The sequence below is a fragment of the Curtobacterium sp. Csp2 genome, from assembly GCF_013347165.1.
Genome location: NZ_CP054593.1, coordinates 2,449,825 through 2,452,281 on the forward strand (window position 1 = coordinate 2,449,825; position 2,457 = coordinate 2,452,281).

3 protein-coding genes are annotated in these 2,457 nt (G+C 74.4%); 2 read left to right on the forward strand and 1 reads right to left on the reverse strand.

Annotation, left to right across the window (positions count from 1 at the left end; genetic code table 11):
- On the reverse strand, positions 1-465 hold a 465-nt coding region (locus tag HUN59_RS11850), incomplete at its 3' end, for an NAD(P)H-binding protein (protein WP_174779473.1).
- Between the two features lie 42 nt (positions 466-507).
- On the opposite strand from HUN59_RS11850, the gene deoC reads away from it, so the two are divergent.
- A complete protein-coding gene (gene deoC, locus HUN59_RS11855) occupies positions 508-1,254 on the forward strand; it encodes a deoxyribose-phosphate aldolase (RefSeq protein ID WP_174778462.1) in 747 nt (248 codons plus the stop codon).
- 137 nt (positions 1,255-1,391) lie between these two features.
- On the forward strand, positions 1,392-2,342 hold the full coding sequence (locus tag HUN59_RS11860) for an ROK family protein (protein ID WP_058743040.1): 951 nt from the start codon (positions 1,392-1,394) through the stop codon (positions 2,340-2,342).
- The last annotated feature ends 115 nt before the right edge of the window (positions 2,343-2,457 follow it).

Consider the following 2,457-nt stretch of genomic DNA (forward strand, 5'->3'; position numbering starts at 1 on the left):
CTCGAACGAGGTGCTCCCGGAGCCGATCACGACGCCAGCCTGGTACGCGATCGTGGGGACGCCGGAGGCGAGCAGCACGTCCCCGACCTCCTTCCGGCTCCGCAGGTGCTTCGACAGCTCGCCGTCGGGGTGCAGCCCGCCGAGGTACACGAAGCGCCGGACCCCGGCGGACTTCGCCTCGCGCGCCATCGTCTCGACGGCCTGGCGCTCGGCCTGCTCGAAGTCGCCGTCGGCCCCCATCGCGTGGGCGAGGTAGTAGACCGCCTCGACGCCGTCGACGGCGGACCGGACGGCGGCGGCGTCCTGCAGGTCACCCTGCGCCACCTCGACGTCGTCGTGCCAGGGGACGTCCTGGAGTTTCCGGGGGGTCCGCACGAACACCCGGACCTGGTGTCCGGCCTCGAGGAGCCGGGGGACGAGTCGGCCGCCGATGTACCCGGTGGCGCCGGTGACGAGGACGTGCATGCGGGGCACGGTACGCCGGTCGCCTCCGGGTAGGCTTGCCGGGTGGACAACGCAGCGCTCCCCATCGACACGCACGCCATCGACGCCGACGCCGTGCGGGCCCTCATCGACCACGCGATCCTGAAGCCCGAGCTCACCCGCGCCGACGTCGACGCCCAGCTCGACGAGGCCGCGGCGTACCGGGTCTTCAGCGTGTGCGTCCGCCCGAGCGACGTCGCGCACGCCGTGGAGCGCCTGACCGGCACCGGGGTGGGCGTCGGGACGGTCATCGGCTTCCCGCACGGCACCACCTCGACCGGCGCCAAGGTCGCCGAGTCGCTGCAGGCCCTGGCCGACGGCGCGTTCGAGCTCGACATGGTGCAGAACATCGGTGCCGCGAAGTCCGGCGACTGGCAGCGCGTCGAGGACGACGTCCGCGCGGTCGTCCAGGCCGCCGGGGACACCGTCGTGAAGGTCATCCTCGAGACCGCGTTCCTGACCGACGACGAGATCGTCGCGGCCTCGCGTGCCGCCCAGGCGGCGGGTGCGGCGTTCGTGAAGACGTCGACCGGGTTCGCCGGCGGCGGTGCGACCGCCCCGCACATCCGGCTCATGCGCGAGACCGTCGGCGCGGGTACCGGGGTGAAGGCCTCCGGCGGTGTGCGCGGGCTCGACACGCTGCTCGAGATGGTCGAGGCCGGAGCCGACCGCATCGGGACGAGCGCCTCGGCGCGCATCCTCGACGAGGTCGCGCACCGCGCACAGACCGGTGCCGCGTCGTCGCTCGGCGACGACTCCTCGTCCTACTGAGCAGATCCACCCGTCCCGACCGCATCCGCGGCCGGGACCGCACCACCTGACCGACCCGCACCGGGCCGGGTCGTACCGGGCGCGACGATGCGTCGACCGGCCGCCCCGAGCCTCCCGTCCGCCGCATCGGAGCGCGCATGACCGACAGCACCGTCCCCGTCCCCCTCGCCCTGGCCGTCGACCTCGGCGGCACGAAGGTCGAAGCGGCCCTCGTGACCGACGCCGGCGTCGTCCTGCCGGCCACGCGCTTCCGCAGCCCCACCGGGCCGGGACGCACGTCCGAGGAACTGCAGGCGGCCGTCGACGAGGTCGTGACGAGCGCCCTCGCCGCACTGCCGGCGGACGGCGTGCTCGTCGGTGTCGGCGTCGGTTCCGCTGGTCCCGTGGACGAGCAGCACGGGCTCGTCTCGCCGCTGAACATGCCGGTGTGGCGCGGGTACCCGCTCCGCGACCGCGTCGCTGCCCACGTCCCCGCCGACGTCCCGGTGACCCTGCGCATGGACGGCCTCGCGATCACGCTCGCCGAGCACTGGGTGGGCGCCGCGCAGGGACACGACCACGTGATGGGCATGATCGTCTCGACCGGGGTCGGCGGCGGACTCATCCTGCACGGCCGGACCGTCAGCGGCCCGACCGGCAACGCCGGGCACGTCGGACACGTCGAGTGCGGCGGGTTCGACGACCCGTGCGCGTGCGGCGGCACCGGCTGCCTCGAAGCCGTCGCGAGCGGCCCGAAGACGGTCGCCTGGGCGCAGCGCCAGGGGTTCACGGGGACCACCGGCGAGGAGCTCGCTGCCGCCTACGCCGCCGGCGACGAGGTCGCGGTGGCCGCCGTCAAGCGCAGCGGCCGAGCGCTCGGGCAGGCGATCGCCGCGGCGACCAGTCTGGTCGACCTCGAGGTCGTCGCCATCGGCGGCGGGTTCTCCCACGTCTCCCCCGACCTGTTCGAGTACGCCCGCCAGGCTGTCGCCGAGCGGGTCGAGTTCGGCTTCGTCACCAAGGTGCGCATCGTGCCGACGGGGCTGTCGCAGGATGGCCCGCTGATCGGCGCCGCCGCGCTCGTGCACCGCGCCGACGTCCTGCGCTGAGGTCCTGCGGCTGCCGTCGTGCGCCGACGGCGCCGGCGGTTGTCCACAGTGGCTGTCCTGCCGGTGCGCGCTCCGGCAGGATGGCCGGGTGCCGTCGTCCCGACTCCTGACCAGT